16 protein-coding genes are annotated in these 16,526 nt (G+C 41.0%); 12 read left to right on the top strand and 4 right to left on the bottom strand.

Translation table 11 applies throughout. The annotated features are described in order from the left end of the window. The first annotated feature begins 90 nt into the window (after positions 1-90). Both ACIQXV_RS18945 and ACIQXV_RS18940 read left to right on the top strand, forming a co-directional pair. On the top strand, positions 91-450 hold the full coding sequence (locus tag ACIQXV_RS18945) for a hypothetical protein (protein ID WP_402961045.1): 360 nt from the start codon (positions 91-93) through the stop codon (positions 448-450). A gap of 135 nt (positions 451-585) precedes the next feature. Further along, entirely contained in the window at positions 586-1,770 is a 1,185-nt protein-coding gene (locus tag ACIQXV_RS18940; protein WP_402961043.1) for an alanyl-tRNA editing protein, read from the top strand. A gap of 170 nt (positions 1,771-1,940) precedes the next feature. On the opposite strand, the gene ACIQXV_RS18935 is transcribed toward ACIQXV_RS18940, so the two are convergent. Then, the gene (locus tag ACIQXV_RS18935; protein WP_402961041.1) at positions 1,941-3,104 is read right to left on the bottom strand and encodes a MalY/PatB family protein; all 1,164 of its coding nucleotides are present in this window, start codon (positions 3,102-3,104) and stop codon (positions 1,941-1,943) included. Positions 3,105-3,192: 88 nt separating this feature from the next. On the opposite strand from ACIQXV_RS18935, the gene ACIQXV_RS18930 reads away from it, so the two are divergent. Continuing rightward, a complete protein-coding gene (locus ACIQXV_RS18930; protein ID WP_402961039.1) occupies positions 3,193-3,456 on the top strand; it encodes a DUF1871 family protein in 264 nt (87 codons plus the stop codon). 162 nt (positions 3,457-3,618) lie between these two features. Here ACIQXV_RS18930 and ACIQXV_RS18925 read toward each other — a convergent pair whose 3' ends face one another. Further along, entirely contained in the window at positions 3,619-3,852 is a 234-nt protein-coding gene (locus ACIQXV_RS18925; RefSeq protein WP_402961037.1) for a helix-turn-helix domain-containing protein, read from the bottom strand. A 224-nt stretch (positions 3,853-4,076) separates the two neighbouring features. Here ACIQXV_RS18925 and yugI point away from each other — a divergent pair, with 224 nt between their 5' ends. The 5 genes from yugI to ACIQXV_RS18900 all read left to right on the top strand — a co-directional run bounded on the left by yugI (position 4,077) and on the right by ACIQXV_RS18900 (position 9,908). Further along, entirely contained in the window at positions 4,077-4,475 is a 399-nt protein-coding gene (yugI, locus tag ACIQXV_RS18920; RefSeq protein ID WP_402961035.1) for a S1 domain-containing post-transcriptional regulator GSP13, read from the top strand. A 144-nt stretch (positions 4,476-4,619) separates the two neighbouring features. Further along, entirely contained in the window at positions 4,620-5,819 is a 1,200-nt protein-coding gene (locus ACIQXV_RS18915; protein WP_402961033.1) for an ornithine--oxo-acid transaminase, read from the top strand. A 27-nt stretch (positions 5,820-5,846) separates the two neighbouring features. Further along, positions 5,847-7,118 carry a Glu/Leu/Phe/Val family dehydrogenase gene (locus tag ACIQXV_RS18910; protein ID WP_402961031.1) on the top strand — a complete coding sequence of 424 codons (1,272 nt, stop codon included), beginning with the start codon at positions 5,847-5,849 and terminating at the stop codon, positions 7,116-7,118. A 167-nt stretch (positions 7,119-7,285) separates the two neighbouring features. Beyond that, complete coding sequence (locus ACIQXV_RS18905) at positions 7,286-8,449, top strand: iron-containing alcohol dehydrogenase (RefSeq protein ID WP_402961029.1); 1,164 nt, start codon at positions 7,286-7,288, stop codon at positions 8,447-8,449. Positions 8,450-8,561: 112 nt separating this feature from the next. Next, positions 8,562-9,908: a glucose-6-phosphate isomerase gene (locus ACIQXV_RS18900; protein ID WP_402961027.1), complete on the top strand. Its 1,347-nt coding sequence runs from the start codon at positions 8,562-8,564 to the stop codon at positions 9,906-9,908. Positions 9,909-10,194: 286 nt separating this feature from the next. Here the strand turns inward: ACIQXV_RS18900 and ACIQXV_RS18895 are convergent, their stop codons facing one another. After that, positions 10,195-11,187, bottom strand: coding sequence for a potassium channel family protein (locus tag ACIQXV_RS18895; RefSeq protein WP_402961025.1), 993 nt, complete (start codon positions 11,185-11,187; stop codon positions 10,195-10,197). Positions 11,188-11,372: 185 nt separating this feature from the next. Here ACIQXV_RS18895 and ACIQXV_RS18890 point away from each other — a divergent pair, with 185 nt between their 5' ends. The 4 genes from ACIQXV_RS18890 (at position 11,373) to ACIQXV_RS18875 (ending at position 15,169) form a co-directional block, all read left to right on the top strand. Further along, a complete protein-coding gene (locus ACIQXV_RS18890) occupies positions 11,373-11,537 on the top strand; it encodes a Spo0E family sporulation regulatory protein-aspartic acid phosphatase (RefSeq protein ID WP_402961023.1) in 165 nt (54 codons plus the stop codon). A 158-nt stretch (positions 11,538-11,695) separates the two neighbouring features. Continuing rightward, positions 11,696-13,372 (top strand): DUF6044 family protein, encoded by a 1,677-nt coding sequence (locus ACIQXV_RS18885; RefSeq protein ID WP_402961021.1) that lies wholly within the window; start codon positions 11,696-11,698, stop codon positions 13,370-13,372. Positions 13,373-13,391: 19 nt separating this feature from the next. Next, the gene (locus ACIQXV_RS18880; protein WP_402961019.1) at positions 13,392-14,432 is read left to right on the top strand and encodes a glycosyltransferase family 2 protein; all 1,041 of its coding nucleotides are present in this window, start codon (positions 13,392-13,394) and stop codon (positions 14,430-14,432) included. A 110-nt stretch (positions 14,433-14,542) separates the two neighbouring features. Then, the gene (locus tag ACIQXV_RS18875; RefSeq protein WP_402961017.1) at positions 14,543-15,169 is read left to right on the top strand and encodes a LysE family translocator; all 627 of its coding nucleotides are present in this window, start codon (positions 14,543-14,545) and stop codon (positions 15,167-15,169) included. 33 nt (positions 15,170-15,202) lie between these two features. Here ACIQXV_RS18875 and ACIQXV_RS18870 read toward each other — a convergent pair whose 3' ends face one another. Continuing rightward, positions 15,203-16,519 carry an amino acid permease gene (locus ACIQXV_RS18870; RefSeq protein WP_402961015.1) on the bottom strand — a complete coding sequence of 439 codons (1,317 nt, stop codon included), beginning with the start codon at positions 16,517-16,519 and terminating at the stop codon, positions 15,203-15,205. Positions 16,520-16,526 lie beyond the last annotated feature (7 nt).

Genomic DNA, 16,526 nt, shown 5'->3' with positions numbered 1-16,526 from the left:
ATAATTTTTTTCATTCCCATGGGTATGAATCTATGCTTATCCGAAAAGAGGTACATACACTAACAGGGAGAATGTAAGGAGGAGAATGAAATGGAAAAAAGACAATTTGGCGGTTTTCCTGGACAACAAATGGGCTTTCCGCAAATGATGGGCGGACTCCAACAGCCAGGCTATCCACAAATGGGAGGATATCCATACCATGGCTACCCGCAAGCGATGGGCGGCTATCAACACGGCTATCCACAAATGGGCGGCTATCCACAGATGGGCGGCTATCCACAGATGGGCGGATTCCAACACGGTTTTCCACAAATGGGAGGCATGGGGCAACAAGGATTCCCGCAAATGATGGGTGGACAGCAACAAACTGGCTTCCCTCAAGGAATGGGCGGATTTCCACAGGGACAAACACCTACGACTTTCGGTCAGCGGAAGAAAGACAAGAAATAATTTATGCTGTAAAACTTAAATATTCAGAACCTGTTCTGTAAAGAAGGACGGGTTTTTCTATTTTTACCTTGATTTCATAACAAATCTTTCGGACAATATGTTCAACACATAAAATGCAATCGAGGTGGATTGGCAATGAAGAACAAACTGTATTATCAGGATGCTTACATACGAACTTTTACAGCTCACATCTTGAAGCAAGAAAAAGATGATGATGGCAATTGCTATGTCGTGTTAGACCAAACCGCCTTCTATCCAACGGGTGGTGGGCAGCCGTATGATACAGGCACAATTGCGGAAAGAAAAGTCGTGAATGTAGAAGAAATGGATGGGCAGATTCGCCATTACCTTGAAAGTCCGATACCGGACATCAAAATAGAGGTAACCGGTATCATTGATTGGGAACGACGATTTGATCATATGCAGCAGCACGCAGGACAGCATATTTTATCAGCTGCCTTTGAGCAATTATTTGATTACAATACGGTTGGTTTTCATTTAGGTGAAGAAAACCTGACCATAGATCTCGAAACGGAAAATCTAACAACCTCAGAAGTTGAGAAGGTAGAGGAACTGGCAAACACCATTATTTTAGAGAACAGGCCGATTGAAACTAAATGGGTATCAGAGGAAGAGTTATCCCAATTTGCCTTAAGAAAAGAAACGAAGGTAAAAGAGGACATTCGGCTTGTCATTATTCCTGACTTCGATTATAACGGATGCGGCGGGACCCACCCGAAAGCAACCGGTGAAGTTCGTGCGATAAAAATATTGGATTGGGAAAGACAAAGGAAAAAGGTTCGGGTTCAATTTGCCTGTGGCAATCGGGTGAGTAACCTTTTAGGGGACAAGCAAAGGTTACTACTTGGATTAACGAAGCTGCTCAATGCCCCAGAAAAGGAAATGGAGCAGGCGGTAATAAGGCTGCTGGAAAATGGAAAACGCTTAGAGAAGGCACTTGAGCAAACAAAAGAAAGTTTGCTCCAATATGAGGCTAAGGAGTTGTTGGCAAGAAGTAATCAAATTGTGGCTGAGGTATTTCATAATCGGACCATTCAAGAGCTTCAGAAGCTGGCCCGGCTCGTCATCGCTGAAGATGATGCAGCGATGGTAATGTTTGTATCGACAAATGAAACCCGATTGCAGCTAGTCGGTGCCCGAGGTGCCGCTAGAACGGAAAATATGAAAAAACTTATTGGGGAAGTTTTGCCTTTAATAAACGGCAAGGGCGGGGGAAACGGTTCTTTTGCCCAAGGAGGCGGGGATGCGCTAATGCCAGCAGAGCAAATTCTGCAACAGCTGTTAACCATTATTAGATAGAATCATGAGGACAATGAGAGTGAAGAATTCTAAAAAACTGTCCTCATGAATGGCCCATGAGGACAGAAAGAGTGAAGAAACCAAGCAAACTGTCCTCATGAAGGCCCCATGAGGACAGAAATCTCAATGACACAAAGAAAACTGTCCTCAAGAGGGTTGCATCAACTCACCTATTCCAGTGCCCTCTTCAATCGAACAAGCCCTTCTTTTACATCTTCACTTGGGCAGGCAATATTCATTCGGACGAATCCTTCTCCACCGGGGCCGTATTTCGTGCCTGGCTCGAGTGCCAGTTTTCCCTTCTCGATTAATAATTGACGTAGTTCATCATCCGTAACATTCAGCTTCCGGCAATCAAGCCATAGGAGGTAAGTTCCTTCAGATTTGACGCAGCTAATCTCTGGCAGGTGCTCTTTTAGAAAATCAAGGACAAATTCTTTGTTTTCCTGCAAGTAATCGATCAGCTCCTCTAGCCATGCCTCCCCTTCCCTGTAGGCCGCTTCCATCCCGATCATCCCAAAAGTATTTAATGAGAAAACACCTTGCCTCGATAAGGTTTCATGAAATTGATTTCGTAATCCTTCGTTTTTAGTAATGACAGCCGAAGCCTGCAGCCCCGCAAGATTAAAGGTTTTGCTCGGTGCCATAAGGGTAATTACCCGTTCAGACAAATCGGAACTTAACGATGCAATCGGGATATGCTTAAAATCCTTGTAGATGATATCAGAGTGAATTTCATCTGAAAGAATGAGACAATTATATTTTAGGCAAAGCTCGCCAATTTTCAACAGCTCCTCTCTCGTCCAAACCCTGCCGCTGGGATTGTGCGGGCTGCATAGCAAGAACAGCTTACAGCCCTGTTGTAATGACTCTTCAAAGCTGGCAAAATCAATCTCGTATTTTTCATTTACAAGTGTTAACGGTGAATTTACCACTATTCTGTTATTTTTTTTAATCATTTCGAAAAAAGGAGTGTAGACTGGAGATTGAAGCAACACCCGATCCCCCTCTTCTGTAAACGACTGGATGGCCGCACTGATCGCTTGAACCACTCCGCTGCAATATAATAACCATGACTGGTTTACCTTCCATTGATGTCTTTTTAACAGCCAGTCCACAAGCGCCCCTGCTGCAGATGGCGGGACAAAAGTATAGCCGAACACCCCATGATCGACCCGATTCTTGATGGCATCTATGACGGCCTGTGGTGGTTTAAAGTCCATATCGGCTACCCACATTGGCCACAAATCAGCTTCCCCAAAGATTTCCTTTGTTAGTTCCCATTTGACTGATGATGTTTTTAATCGGTCAATCTTCTCATTAAAAATTGTCATTCGCCCACCTTCTTTCTCAATTTTCATACTTGCTTACTCTTATGATAAAATATTTTTATCAAATGTAAAAATAATAGGAGATAAAAAAATGAGAAAAGAGCTTCAAACTAATTTGCAGTATGTGGATGTTTTAAATGAATGGGATCCCTTTCACTTGAAAAATGGGGGCTATGACACGGAAATAGCGGATACAATTCAGGCATTGCATGAATTAGATAATCCGACTAAGCTGGCAAAGAGAATTCAAGCGATTTACGAATTTTCTTTTGAAAAAGTGATTCCATTGGAAAGCTGCCTAAAAATAGCAATAGAATTATTAGCAATCAAAGCGAATGAATCTTGTACATTCTAAACAAAAAAAAGAGGACAAACCGATTTGGTTGTCCTCTTCAAAAAGGGGGAATACTAGAAAGCCTTATACCTTAAGGATTGCCACAATTTCCCCCTTTTATACAGAAAAAGTTAAAAAATAAAAAATCGGTACATTTTACCGCTTTTACATCTTAGGATTAATTTACGGATTCTTAATGGAGGAATTTGTATGAACATGGTTTTGCTGTAATAACTCAGAAGCAGGGATATCTAGAACAGTGGACAACTTTAAGATTGTCTGAGTACTTGGAATTTGTTCTCCAGATTCATACTTCTCGATTGTATGCGCTCCTACTCTTACCTTTTGAGCCAATTCCTCTTGGGTCATATTGAGCATTTCACGGCTAGATTTAATGATGTGGCCGATTGAATTCATACTGTTCACCTCTATTTGAAAAGATAATTTCTCACTATTAATATATCATGATAAAATCCCCTACTTTTATTCCTTTTATGAACATTATGTTAAGGTTTTTTGAAATATTCGAATGTAGTTCCTTTTTAATTAAAAATCCTTTTTTGATTAAAGCTATGTATTATGATATAATCTTTTAATGCGTATATTAGGGATAAATAATTTATTTACTTAGGAGTGTTTTCATGACAGAAAATATCGAAACAGGAAGTATATTAACAGGTAAAGTAACAGGAATTCAGCCGTACGGTGCGTTTGTTGCACTTGACGAAAATACACAAGGTCTTGTCCATATTTCAGAAATCACGCACGGATATGTTAAAGATATTAATGAACACCTAAAAGTTGGCGATGAAATTAAAGTTAAGGTCTTATCTATCGATGAAGGTGCTGGAAAAATTGGCCTTTCTATCCGTGCAACTGAAGAAGCTCCTGTTCAACAGGCTGCAAAACCAAAGAAGCCTCGTAAACGCATTGCGGCAGCGATTATTCCTGAAGCAGAAGGCCAACAAGGATTTAACACATTAAAAGATAAGCTTCAAGAGTGGATTGATCAATCACAACGTGAAGAAATTAAAAAATAATAAAATTGAAGCCTGTGACCTGTTAGGTGCAGGCTTTTTTTATTTCAAAAAAAAGTTTGGTCGAAGTGTTCATTCTTTTTTCTAGCTCGGCTACAATAGTATTGACAATACATAAATCCAAGGAATGAAATGGAGAAAACATTCATGCCGACCAATATTAATACAAACGAATTAATTAAAAAAACGGAAAAATATGGTGCCAATAATTATCATCCACTGCCAATTGTCATCTCACGTGCTGAAGGTGTTTGGGTAGAAGATCCTGAAGGCAGCAAATACATGGACATGCTTAGTGCGTACTCCGCTGTTAACCAAGGACACCGCCATCCCAAAATTATTCAAGCATTAAAGGATCAAGCAGATAAGGTTACGTTAACTTCACGTGCATTTCATAATGACCAGCTTGGCCCTTGGTATGAAAAGGTCTGTCAATTAGCGAAGAAAGAAATGGTATTACCGATGAATACTGGTGCAGAGGCTGTTGAAACAGCTGTTAAGGCAGCACGTCGCTGGAGTTATGACGTTAAAGGTGTGGCTGAGGACCAGGCAGAAATTATCGCTTGTGTTGGAAATTTCCATGGACGGACAATGACAGCGGTTTCGTTATCATCCGATGCAGAATATAAACGGGGATTTGGCCCGATGCTTCCAGGCATTAAGCTCATTCCGTACGGTGATTTAGAGGCATTGAAGGCAGCGATTACGCCTAACACGGCGGCCTTTTTAATTGAGCCCATTCAAGGGGAAGCGGGGATTGTCATTCCGCCTGAAGGCTTTATCAAGGCAGCATTGGATCTATGTAAAGAGAACAATGTCCTCTTTATTGCCGATGAAATCCAAGCAGGTTTGGCACGTACTGGAAAAATGTTTGCCTGTGAGTGGGAAGGTATTGAGCCGGATATGTATATCCTTGGAAAGGCACTTGGCGGAGGTGTGTTCCCAATCTCTTGTGTGGTTGCCAACAAGGACATTTTAGGCGTATTTAATCCGGGTTCCCACGGTTCTACATTTGGAGGAAATCCAATGGCCTGCGCCGTTTCCATCGCCGCTCTTGATGTACTTGTAAATGAAAAGCTTGCTGAAAGGTCCCTAGAGCTTGGGGAGTATTTTATCAGTAAATTAAAAGAAATCAAAAACCCTAAAATCAGGGAAGTCCGCGGACGAGGATTGTTTATTGGAGTTGAACTGACTGAGCCTGCCCGCGAATATTGCGAACAATTAAAAGACTATGGGCTATTGTGTAAAGAAACGCATGACACGGTGATTCGTTTTGCGCCACCGCTTGTCATCAGCAAAGAGGAATTAGATTGGGCCATTGAGCGGATTAATAAAGTATTGGGATAAATTTTCATAATAACTAGGGGTGCAAAAATGGGGAGTACTGATGGAGATGGAAAGAAAAAAGAAATAGTAAACCTTCTTACATCAACGCAGATTGTGATTCATGATGCATTAAAAAAACTAGGGTATAACCTAGATATGTATCATTTATTAAAAGAACCTTTGAAAACAGTCAGTGTCAGGATTCCTGTTCGCATGGATGATGGTTCAACGAAAGTCTTCTCTGGTTTTCGCGCCCAGCATAATGATGCAATTGGACCAACAATGGGCGGTGTCCGCTTTCATCCTCGGGTAAGTGAAGAGGAAGTCAAGGCATTATCGATGTGGATGAGCATGAAATGCGGAATTGCGGATTTACCTTTCGGGGGAGGAAAGGGCGGTATTATTTGTAACCCAAGAACGATGTCATTTGGTGAACTGGAACGGTTAAGCCGGGGTTATGTTCGGGCTATTAGCCAAATTGTCGGTCCCACTAAAGATATCCCGGCACCGGATATGTATACCAATTCGCAAATTATGGCATGGATGTTAGATGAATACAGTCGTCTACGGCAGAATGACTCCCCCGGTTTTATCACGGGGAAACCACTTGTGCTGGGGGGATCAGAAGGTCGGGAAAAAGCAGGCGCAAAGGGTGTAACCATTTGTATCGAAGAAGCGGCAAAAAAGCGCGGTATTTCGATCAAAGGGGCTCGTGTGATTATTCAGGGATTTGGTAACGCCGGGAGCAACATCGCAAAGTTTTTGCATGAGGCAGGCGCGATTATCATTGGAATTTCCGATGTTTATGGCGCCCTGTATGACCCGGACGGTTTAAATATTAATTACCTATTGGATCGACGTGATAGCTTTGGGACTGTGACCACTTTATTTGAGGGTGTCCTTACCAATCAAGAACTACTGGAATTAGAATGTGATATTTTGGTACCTGCTGCGATTTCTAATCAAATTACAGCTGAAAATGCCCGCAGCATTAAAGCAAGTATTGTGGTCGAAGCAGCGAATGGGCCCACGACACTTGAGGCAACGAACATTCTCACAGAACGTGGAATATTGCTTGTGCCTGATGTATTGGCAGGAGCAGGCGGTGTCACAGTTTCTTACTTTGAATGGGTGCAAAATAAGCAAGGGTATTATTGGAGTGAAGAAGAGATAGCCGATAAATTACAAGAAAAGCTTGTCAAATCCTTCAATGAGATTTATGATCTCGCACAATCATGTCATGTAAATATGCGGTTAGCCGCCTACATGGTAGGAGTAAGAAAACTGGCTGAGGCGTCGTTATTTAGAGGTTGGGTTTAAAAAAAGCGCAAGCGTGAAGCTGGACAAATCTCAAAGTCGAAATTTATTATCATTTAAAAAAGTCCTTGAATTTTAATTTTGATGCAAGGACTTTTTTTCAGACCTTGCTTTTTGCAAAAAAAAGCATAATAAATAATAATGGAAAATGAAAAGGATGGTGTTTAGTTGTGCAAAATTTTACTTTTTGGAATCCGACAAAATTAATTTTTGGAACAGGTCAGCTCGAACAGTTAAAAACAGAAATTCCTCAATATGGGAAGAAAGTATTGCTCGTTTATGGCGGCGGCAGCATTAAACGAAGCGGTCTTTATGAAAAAGTAACCTCGCTTTTACAAGAAATCGGTGCTGAAGTTTTTGAACTTTCCGGAGTGGAGCCAAATCCCCGCATTTCTACTGCCCGTAAAGGGGTGGAGATTTGTAAAAAGGAAGGCATTGAATTCCTTTTAGCCGTTGGCGGCGGCAGTGTTATTGACTGCACCAAGCTAATTGCAGCCGGAGCAAAATATGATGGCGATGCTTGGGATATTGTCGTGAAAAAAGCATTTGCCAAGGAAGCTCTTCCATTTGGTACGGTATTGACGCTCGCAGCAACCGGTTCAGAAATGAATGCCGGCTCGGTCATCACCAATTGGGAAACAAATGAAAAACATGGCTGGGGAAGTGCCGTGACATTCCCGAAATTCTCTATTTTAGATCCTGTTAATACATTCACTGTACCAAGAAATCAAACGATTTATGGGATTGTGGATATGATGTCCCATGTGCTGGAACATTATTTTCACCTTGAAGAAAATACAGACTTTCAGGATCGGATGTGCGAATCGTTGCTTACCACGGTGATGGAAACCGCGCCGAAATTGCTGGCAGATCTAGAAAACTATGATCACCGGGCAACGATTCTCTACAGCGGCACCATGGCATTAAACGGTATTTTAAATATGGGTTATCGCGGCGACTGGGCAACCCACAATCTTGAGCATGCAGTATCTGCAGTCTATGACATTCCGCATGGCGGCGGGCTGGCTATTCTTTTCCCACACTGGATGGAGCATAACCTTCACGTGAAACCTGAGCGCTTTAAACAGCTAGCAGTTAGGGTATTCGGCGTAAAGGCTGAGGGTATGAGTTTGGTGGAAGCAGGTCTCGAAGGAATCCGGAAGCTGCGTGAATTTTGGAATAGGATTGAAGCACCTTCCCGTTTAGCTGATTATGATATTGATGATGCTAAGCTTGATTTAATGGCTGATCGCGCGATGGCAAATGGAGAGTTTGGTAACTTTACAAAGTTAAATCGTGACGATGTTTTAGCCATTTATCGGGCATCATTATAAAGAGTAGAAAATTGTCGAAAATGGGCGCGCTTACAATAGGGTGCCCTTCTTGATAATCTGTCCGTCATTCGTTAAAGTGGTTAATGTAAATAAAAAATTGGAGGATCATTTCATGACACATGTTCGTTTTGATTACTCGAAAGCACTCACTTTTTTTGGTGAACATGAACTTACATACCTACGCGATGCTGTAAAAGTTGCCCACCATTCTCTAAACGAGGGTACTGGGGCCGGCAGTGACTTTTTGGGCTGGATCGAGCTTCCAACCAACTATGACAAAGAGGAATTTTCTCGGATTCAAAAATCAGCTGCGAAAATTAAGGAAGATTCTGATGTCCTCCTTGTGATTGGAATTGGCGGTTCCTACCTGGGAGCAAAGGCTGCGATTGAAATGCTGTCACACAGCTTTTACAATGCCCTTCCAAAAGAAAAACGCAGTACACCACAAATCATTTTTGTCGGCAACAATATTAGTTCCAGCTATATGCACGATGTAATTGAACTCCTTGATGGAAAGGATTTCTCTGTTAACGTCATCTCTAAATCGGGAACAACAACGGAACCGGCGATTGCTTTCCGTATTTTCCGTAAGCTTCTTGAGGAAAAATACGGCGTTGAGGAAGCGCGCAAACGCATTTACGCAACAACGGATAAAGCAAGAGGTGCTTTAAAAACACTATCAAACGAAGAAGGCTACGAAACGTTCGTGATTCCGGATGATGTCGGCGGTCGTTATTCTGTTTTAACAGCAGTTGGCTTACTGCCAATCGCCGTTTGCGGCGCTGACATTGAAAAGATGATGAATGGCGCTAGGCAGGCACAGGAGGACTATAGTTCATCTGAGCTTGAAGAGAATGCTGCTTACCAATATGCTGCTGTTAGAAATGCGCTTTACAATAAAGGAAAAACGATTGAAATGCTGATCAACTATGAGCCAGGACTTCAATATTTTTCTGAATGGTGGAAGCAGCTATTTGGGGAAAGTGAAGGAAAGGACCAAAAAGGAATTTATCCTTCTTCCGCAAACTTTTCGACAGACCTTCACTCACTTGGACAATATGTTCAAGAAGGACGCCGCGATTTGTTTGAAACCATTATTAAGGTGGAAAAGCCTCGTCATGAGCTGAAAATTGAAGCGGTTGAGAATGACTTAGATGGCTTGAATTACTTAGCCGGACAAACAGTTGACTTTGTGAATAACAAAGCATTTGAAGGGACCATGCTCGCCCACACAGACGGCGGTGTGCCAAACTTAATTGTAACGATTCCTGCGATGGATGAGTATACATTTGGTTACCTTGTCTATTTCTTTGAGAAAGCCTGTGCAATGAGCGGCTACCTCCTTGGAGTTAATCCATTTGACCAGCCAGGGGTAGAGGCTTATAAAGTCAATATGTTTGCATTATTAGGCAAGCCTGGATATGAAGAAAAGAAAGCAGAACTTGAAAAACGGCTGTAATATAGGTGAAAAGAGTGCGGACGCATTTGCGGTGTCCGCACTCTTTTTTTGATAAAAAAATGGGCGGTTAATGCGATTGACGAGTAAAATGCGAGTAAAATGTCATAATAGACGAGTAAATCTCATAATTAGACGAGTATTTCGTTCAAAGTGACGAGTAAAATTAGATGCCCTTTCGAAAAGGTAACTAAATAAGGAATCATTGAAGGAAATCTTCACAAAAATAGAGCAAAGTTACCTAAGCCAGGCTCACCGCCTGGCTATTTGAAAAATTTTAGACACAATGTTATTTAAAAGTTAAAAGTTCATCGCTTTCTTCAATTTTAAACGTAAGAGCAGGATTCAGAATGGTATCTTCCCCTCTCTTGATCCCTATCAAGAGGAAACCGTTTGATAATAATACCTGGCATAGATCACCAAAGGTCTTTCCAATTACATCTTCAGTAACAGAAGAAGAAGTCAATCTGCTTTCCTGTAATTGATGAATGACATTTGATAGCAGTCCATCCCCATTAGAATGCAGGCTGTTAATCATAAAAACACTCGTCAATTTATTGGATTGAATCACTTCATCTGCACCAGCCCTCATTGCATTGACAACCTGCTCAGCTGTTAAAATTTCAACGATGCATTTAACCTGGGTGCATAATCCTTTAATTGTCAGTAAGGTTAGAATACTATTCATATCAGCCTGCAGCTCATCATTTCCTCGGTCAGCGGTAATTAACACCTTTTCTGCCTTTTCAATATCACTTTTGATAATCGTTTCATCAACATGGCCTTTTCCTTGAATAAAATGAACAAATCTTGACTTTACCGGATTTGCTTCAAGTGTTTCATCAATTAAAACAATCATTTGCGGATAATTCATATTTGTCAGTCTATTAATAAGCTCTTTTGACCTCTCATTCCAGCCAATAATAATAATATGGCCGTTGCCTTTAAAAGGGATTCTTCCTTCAGCAAAGGCATCTTGTTTTGTTACAGCCGCTGCTGCCAGCGTACCAAAATAAGAGGAAACAAATCCAACCCCCAATAATATTAAAATTAACGCTGTCAGCCTGCCCAAAAAAGAATTTGGTACATAATCACCATACCCCACTGTGGAGGCCGTAATAATCGCCCACCAAATGCCATCAAAAATAGTTGGAAAGGTTTCAGGCTCTAAAAAGTGAATAGAGACACCAAATGACAAAAATACAAGTAAAGCGATTAATAGGATACGAGCTAGAAGAGGCAATCGCAAAAAGCTTATAAAAACTCTATTCGGCACGACCATCACCCCTTTCTTTTACTACCTATTATTGACAAAAGTATTGACAATCATGATTTTTGAATGGTTTTTTTTGACTAGGTCAATGTTCACAAAAGATTCGTATATTTTTACTTGTTTTTTTTTTGAAAAACAAATAAATTATGGTTATTAACATATCTATAGGTGCAACATTGGAGGAGGGGTAGAACATGAATATTGGTATGAATTCACTATTGTCGAATATCGAAAAGACGAGATTGGAAATGATTTATTTAGCACACCAATACGGGTATTCTAATCCAAGCGTTGTTCAATGCAGCCAGAGACTTGATCTACTATTAAATGTTTATAACAATACAACTGCAAAGCAATAGTAATATGAAAAAACCTTCCGGCTTCCCGGAAGGTTTTTTTGATCGTTAATAATATTGGTGCTTTCATGATTTCAGCCAAAATTACGAATAATTTTCAGCCCATTTGCAAAATGTAAAATGAATGCCCTTTTGAGAAAAGAATTATGAGGTGTAGAAGAGTGGTTATTGAAAAGAAAAAAGAGCGAAGAATGATCCTATTCGCTTTACTTGTTCTAGCGGTCTATCTCTCTCCACTATTTATTTTGCAGGAAAATGCCCATATCCGGGTTCATGATAATTTAGATTCCAACCTGGCGTGGTATAAGGTGTTAGCAAAAAGTGGAGAAATATTCGGCAGCGTAAATGCTGTTATTCCACAAATTATCAATGGACAATTGTCAAGAAATGCCTTTGGGACAGAATACAGCATTATTGTCTGGTTGTATGCACTATTCCCAACCATGATTGCCTATGGCTTAAGCCAAGCACTGACAAGGATTGTAGCATTCTTCGGTATGTATTTACTGCTAAAGGACCATTGGCTTTCCGGTGACAAATGGCTCATCATACGGATCGGGAGTGCCCTAGCATTTGCGTTAACACCGTTTTGGCCCTCAGGGATGTTGAGCACGTTAGGAATGCCGTTAGTACTTTGGGCCTTTCTTAACATTCGTAGTGGAAAGGGAACGTGGAAGGATTATGTAATATTCACGATCATACCGTTTTATGCGAGCATCGTGTTAGGATTTTTCTTTTTCCTAAGTGCAATCGGGATAGTATGGCTTTGGGATGTTTTGAGGGGCAGGGGGTGGAATCTTCGCTTTTTGCTAGCCATTGGATATATGACAGTCATTTTTATGCTGGTGGAGTACAGGCTCGTTTATTCGTTCTTGTTTTCAGGTGAACCAAATAGCCGTGATGAATATTTTCATGCGCAATTGCCTTTTTGGCACGCGGTGCGACTTTTTATAAAAAATTACCTGCTTGGACACAACCATGTGATGACGGTACATACTTTCATCATTGTGCCCACAGCCTTTATTGCGCTTTACTTTGTTTTTTCGAAAAAACTTTGGCGGCAGGAAAAATTATACGTCTTTTTATTCTTCCTTAATATTCTGTTGTCGTTATGGTATGCCTTTTGGTTTTATGAAGGCTGGCTGCCAGTAACGAAAAAGTTCCACTTTATGGATACGTTTAATTTTGCCCGCTACCATTTTTTAAGGCCGCTTGTCATATATGCAGGTTTTGCCCTTGCATTAAAAATTATTACAATGCAGGGAGTAGACTGGGGGAAAATGGCGAAATGGTTTATTGTTTTGCAAATCTTTTTTTTAGTGTTAAGTAATGACGAAATCATTTATCACGACAAGCCAACCGTCAAAGCGTTTTTCGCTGAGGATTTATTTTACGAAATAAAAGAACATATTGCTCTCCCGGAGGACGAATACCGGATTGCAAGTATTGGACTCCATCCAGCTGTCGCCCAATACAACGGCTTTTACACAATTGATACCTACAATAATTTTTATCCATTAAGCTATAAACATCAATTTAGGAAAATAATTGAAAAGGAATTAGCCAAAAATAAAACCATTCGAAAATATTTTGATCAATGGGGCGGCCGCTGTTATATTTTTACAGCGCAGCTTGGGAAAAGATATATGCTCAAGAAGGATTCCAAACGCCACTTAAAAAATTTAGAACTGAATATGGAAGTTTTTAAGGATATGGGCGGCCGTTATATATTTTCGGCGATACCAATCGACAATGCTGAGCAAAATAAATTATTGCTTGATAAAGTGTTTGTATCGAAAACGGCGGCATGGAAAATTTATTTATATAAGACATTGTAAACATCGGGGGTAGTAAGCAATGATAGAACCAGTCCTTACGATTGTTGTTCCATGCTATAACGAGGAAGACGTTTTGCCAGAGACTATCGACCAGCTTCAGGTGCTGTTAAAAGAACTGATGGTTGAGGAGCTAGTTTCGAGGCAAAGCAAAATCCTGTTTGTTGATGACGGAAGTAAGGATCGTACATGGGAGTTGATTTACAAAGAAGGCTTGCGGAACGAATATGTCCGCGGCTTAAAATTATCGCGGAATGTGGGGCATCAAAATGCCTTACTAGCTGGTTTGTTTACAGCAAAAGAGCGATCCGATTGTATGATTTCGATTGATGCTGACCTGCAGGATGATATTAGCGTCATCAGGGAGTTTATCCTGAAGTTCAATAAAGGATATGAAATTGTTTATGGTGTCCGAAAAGGACGTGACACGGATACGCTGTTTAAACGAAGCACAGCCCAGGGGTTTTACAAAATAATGAAAAAGATGGGGGTTGACCTTGTCTATAATCATGCGGATTTCCGGTTAATGAGCAAAAGAGCAGTGGAAGAATTAGAGCGGTTTAGTGAGGTAAATCTTTTTTTAAGAGGGATTGTTCCACTGTTGGGCTTTCGCTCGGATGTGGTGTATTACGATCGCTTAGAAAGGCATGCTGGTGTCACGAAGTATCCTTTTAAAAAAATGGTCGGCTTTGCCTTTGATGGCATTACCTCCTTTTCTATATCACCAATCCGTTTTGTATTGGTCACGGGTTTTGTTTCCTTTTTCATGAGTCTTGTCTTCGGTGGGTACTTTTTAGCACTTAAATTTTTTGGTAATACCGAGACGGGCTGGACGTCCTTGATTACTTCTATTTGGTTAATCGGCGGCCTGCAATTAATTGCAATCGGATTAATTGGCGAATATATCGGCAAGATTTATAAAGAAACGAAACAGCGTCCTAAGTATATTGTCGATATTGATTCATTTAATCTGCCGATCACAAGGCACCATTTGCTTAATCATACGCTGGAGGATGATGGGTTCAGCCTTGATTTTAGAAAAGTATCGGAACCAAACAAATAATTTTCCCTGAGTTTTCCTAATCGGAAAGCTCTTTTTTTGTGGTACAAACTCCCCTAGCTGAATAGAAATGAATAGACAAGCACCTATTTACGGTTTGGGGAGAGATAATCATGAATGTATTTTTAAGCTATATTTTACTTGGGTTGTCGCTGGCGGCTCCGATTGGCCCGATTAATGCGGCCCAAATTGATAGGGGAATCAGAAATGGGTTTATGCACTCCTGGCTTATTGGGGTAGGGGCAGTGGTCGCCGACGGGATCTATATGCTTATCGTTTACATAGGGGTTGTCCAGTTTCTTGAAACGGCATTTATGCAAACCTTTCTCTGGTTTTTTGGCTGTTTTGTTTTGATGTACACCGGTGTAGAAACATTCATGAATGCAGGAAAGATCCATTTAGAGTACGCAAGGAGCAAGGAGCCGTTGATCAAATCATTTTTTTCAGGCTTCTTGATGTCCATCTCAAATCCACTTACCATCCTTTTTTGGTTGGGTATTTACGGCTCAGTTCTGGCGAAGACAGCTGCGGTCTATGATACCAGTCAATTGGTGCTATATAGCAGTGCTATTTTTATTGGGCTCTTGGTATGGGATATTGCCATGGCAGGTGTGGCAAGCAGTTCCCGCAACTATTTAACCTCCCATTGGCTTGTTGGAATTTCTCTTTTATCCGGACTTTCCTTGATTGGCTTCGGCATTTACTTTGGGATGCAGGCATTTCAAAATCTATTTGGGTAATAAAAAAATCCGGCGGGACATTCGCCGGATTTTTCATGCCGTCGGCCATGGCTTGAGTACTTTACTCTTTTTCTTTTTCCATTTAAAGTTCATGATAAAGGTAATAATCCCAATTATGCCGAGAAAAGCTAAACTAATAAAGAATCCCGGCCTGCTCGTGTCATGAAACAATGTTCCGGTTACGGCAATTAAGATAAAAATGGCCCCGGTGGAATACATCAATTTCTCCTTCAGTCTTAACTTTAGAATTTTTCTAGAAGAGGCAAGAATAAAGATCCAATTGTAAAGCAGCATTAATCCAGCGGCTGTCGTGATATATTCATAAATTCGATTTGGCATAACCAATGCTGACACAATAGATGCCGTGATTCCTAACAACGTCATGATTAATGTTGGCAGGGGAACCTTTAATTTCCCTTTCCTTGAAAAACTGGCCGGGGCGTCACCTTCTTTCCCTAAGGTTACAAGAACGCTTGTAACACCATATAGGGAGGCAGTCATCGTCGAAAAACCGGCAATGATTAAAGCAGCATTAAAAAAATGGGGCACAAACGAAAGATGGTAGGCATCCAGGGCAATGACAAACGGGCTTTCTTTAGCATTGAATGTATGCCAAGACACCATCATGACAGCCAGACCGATTGAAAGGACATAGATGATTGTGAGCATAAGCAACATGACCCTTCCGGCCTTTGGTGCTTCTTTTGGGTCCTTTAATTTCGTGGCCATTAATCCCAAAATTTCGATTCCCCCAAAAGCATAGAACGCAAAAATGACCGCGGACCATAGCCCTTTTATCCCGCCAGGAATTAATTCCTTTTTACTGTTTGGGTATTGAATTGGCCTGTCGCCATCAATGATGCCAAAAATAGCAAGTGAAGCAATAATAACAAACATGACGATCGCAGAAATTTTTAAGATGGCCAGAATATTTTCCATTTTGTTCAATAGATTTACACCGATGAGAATAACGGCTATTCCCAGTACCCCATAGATCGTCGCAAAGATCCATAAAGGGATTTTGGGAAACCAGAAACGTGAAAATATCGAGAGCGCAGTCATCTGACTGCCCATAATGAGCACTTCTGAGCACCAGTAGACCCAGCCGCAGCTAAAGCCCGCCCAGCGTCCATAAGCTTTTTTTGCATACGACCGAAAACCACCCTCCAACGGCTCTTGTGAGGTCATTTTGGAAAGGGCATCAAATACAAAATAGGTGCCAATGGCTGCAAGGAGGAAGGCAATTAAAATGGCTGGACCTGTCATTTTTATGGCTAAACTCGAGCCAAGAAAGAAACCTGTGCCAATTGTGCAGCCTACGCCAAATAAAGAAAGCTGCCACCATTTCATGTTATTT

The sequence above is a fragment of the Neobacillus sp. NPDC097160 genome (assembly GCF_044762155.1).
GTDB lineage: Bacteria > Bacillota > Bacilli > Bacillales > Cytobacillaceae > Neobacillus.
Note: the sequence above shows the minus strand (reverse complement) of the source record. Positions and strands in the feature narration are given on the sequence as shown.

What these genes read in the sequence shown, in the direction of transcription:
- ACIQXV_RS18945 (WP_402961045.1), top strand. Translation starts at nt 91, where the DNA reads ATGGAAAAAAGACAATTTGGCGGTTTTCCTGGACAACAAATGGGCTTT.
- ACIQXV_RS18940 (WP_402961043.1), top strand. Translation starts at nt 586, where the DNA reads ATGAAGAACAAACTGTATTATCAGGATGCTTACATACGAACTTTTACA.
- ACIQXV_RS18935 (WP_402961041.1), bottom strand. Translation starts at nt 3,104, where the DNA reads ATGACAATTTTTAATGAGAAGATTGACCGATTAAAAACATCATCAGTC.
- ACIQXV_RS18930 (WP_402961039.1), top strand. Translation starts at nt 3,193, where the DNA reads ATGAGAAAAGAGCTTCAAACTAATTTGCAGTATGTGGATGTTTTAAAT.
- ACIQXV_RS18925 (WP_402961037.1), bottom strand. Translation starts at nt 3,852, where the DNA reads ATGAATTCAATCGGCCACATCATTAAATCTAGCCGTGAAATGCTCAAT.
- yugI (WP_402961035.1), top strand. Translation starts at nt 4,077, where the DNA reads ATGACAGAAAATATCGAAACAGGAAGTATATTAACAGGTAAAGTAACA.
- ACIQXV_RS18915 (WP_402961033.1), top strand. Translation starts at nt 4,620, where the DNA reads ATGCCGACCAATATTAATACAAACGAATTAATTAAAAAAACGGAAAAA.
- ACIQXV_RS18910 (WP_402961031.1), top strand. Translation starts at nt 5,847, where the DNA reads ATGGGGAGTACTGATGGAGATGGAAAGAAAAAAGAAATAGTAAACCTT.
- ACIQXV_RS18900 (WP_402961027.1), top strand. Translation starts at nt 8,562, where the DNA reads ATGACACATGTTCGTTTTGATTACTCGAAAGCACTCACTTTTTTTGGT.
- ACIQXV_RS18895 (WP_402961025.1), bottom strand. Translation starts at nt 11,187, where the DNA reads ATGGTCGTGCCGAATAGAGTTTTTATAAGCTTTTTGCGATTGCCTCTT.
- ACIQXV_RS18890 (WP_402961023.1), top strand. Translation starts at nt 11,373, where the DNA reads ATGAATATTGGTATGAATTCACTATTGTCGAATATCGAAAAGACGAGA.
- ACIQXV_RS18880 (WP_402961019.1), top strand. Translation starts at nt 13,392, where the DNA reads ATGATAGAACCAGTCCTTACGATTGTTGTTCCATGCTATAACGAGGAA.
- ACIQXV_RS18875 (WP_402961017.1), top strand. Translation starts at nt 14,543, where the DNA reads ATGAATGTATTTTTAAGCTATATTTTACTTGGGTTGTCGCTGGCGGCT.
- ACIQXV_RS18870 (WP_402961015.1), bottom strand. Translation starts at nt 16,519, where the DNA reads ATGAAATGGTGGCAGCTTTCTTTATTTGGCGTAGGCTGCACAATTGGC.